Here is a 442-nt window from a genome sequence, read left to right on the forward strand (position 1 = left end):
CTCGATCACATGTCCAATGCTTCAGGTTCCTCCTTGCAAAATGGCTGGCATCCACACAAGAACTTGACGCACACAACCTTGCCAAAAGAGCTGTTCTGCTTCATCCGCAATCGACCTCAACGCCCCGCGTCGGAGCGCTCTCTGCTTCTGGAGGAAGCCATGAGGTCTGCTCGGGCTTGATCGGAGTCTTGCCTGATGGACGTTGTGGTTGCTTCGCTCGCTTGCCGCCCCGTGGCGAGGCTTTGCGGACTGTCAGTCCTCTGCCTTTTCGCCGGTCTCAACAGCGCTGTGTAATGTTCAGTGTTGATGATGACGCCCCCGCTGTTCGCGCGGTTGCTCCTGTCAAGTGGTCTCGTCAGTTCGCCCTGGGCCTCGCGCGACTTGCTCAAGTGCTGGTCAAACGGCGCTGGCGCGACTTGTCGGGCTTGCTGCTCTTGCAACA

General features: G+C 58.6%; 1 protein-coding gene and 1 pseudogene. One reads left to right on the forward strand and one right to left on the reverse strand.

The features are described from left to right. Nucleotides 1-180, forward strand: a 180-nt coding sequence (locus AC0L3D_RS36940; protein ID WP_473647567.1) for a hypothetical protein, incomplete at its 5' end; no start/stop codon positions are given. On the opposite strand, the pseudogene AC0L3D_RS36945 reads toward AC0L3D_RS36940, so the two are convergent. Next, nucleotides 117-442, reverse strand: a pseudogene (locus tag AC0L3D_RS36945) (Ulp1 family isopeptidase); the annotation flags it as partial. The gene AC0L3D_RS36940 and the pseudogene AC0L3D_RS36945 overlap by 64 nt on opposite strands.

It is taken from the genome of Mesorhizobium sp. WSM4837 (genome assembly GCF_055811435.1).